The sequence below is a fragment of the Kocuria subflava genome (assembly GCF_012163155.1).
GTDB classification, from domain to species: domain Bacteria; phylum Actinomycetota; class Actinomycetes; order Actinomycetales; family Micrococcaceae; genus Kocuria; species Kocuria subflava.
This window is the reverse complement of record NZ_JAAVUN010000202.1, coordinates 1-562: the sequence shown is the minus strand read 5'-3', so window position 1 is coordinate 562 and position 562 is coordinate 1. Positions and strand designations below refer to the sequence as shown.

The window sequence follows — 562 nt, the reverse complement described above, 5'->3', positions numbered from 1 at the left end:
CGGCGCCACCCCAGCCCCATCCAGCCGCCCCGACCCCCAAGAGAGGATGCCACTGTGTCGTCAACCCCCATCGACGCCGTTCACACCATCGAGGAGTACCTCAGCCAGTCGGACTGGCGCGTCAACGCCAACGCGAACCAGGGCTATTCGGTCGGCGGACTGATCCTGAACTCGGCGGGCAAGATGATCGCCAACTACTGGCTGGACCGGGTTTTCAGCCAGGAGGCGGGCCGCGCGCACCGCGACGGCGACATCCACATCCACGACCTGGACATGCTCACCGGATACTGCGCCGGTTGGTCACTGCGCCGCCTGTTGGAGGAGGGCTTCAACGGAGTGCCCGGTGCAATTGCTGCCAAGGCACCCAAGCACTTCTCCTCGGCCACCGGTCAGATCGTGAATTTCCTGGGCACGCTGCAGAACGAATGGGTCGGAGCGCAGGCATTCAGTTCCTTCGACACCTACATGGCGCCTTTCGTCCGGTTGGATGCGCTCAGCCATGACCAGGTCCGCCAGTACATGCAGGAGCTGATCTTCAATCTCAACGTGCCGAGCCGCTGGG

General features: G+C 63.7%; 1 protein-coding gene. It reads left to right on the top strand.

Annotation, left to right across the window (positions count from 1 at the left end):
• Nucleotides 1-54: 54 nt before the first annotated feature.
• Nucleotides 55-562: anaerobic ribonucleoside-triphosphate reductase (gene nrdD / locus GTW58_RS13770; RefSeq protein ID WP_342453329.1), on the top strand; the 508-nt coding region annotated here is incomplete at its 3' end.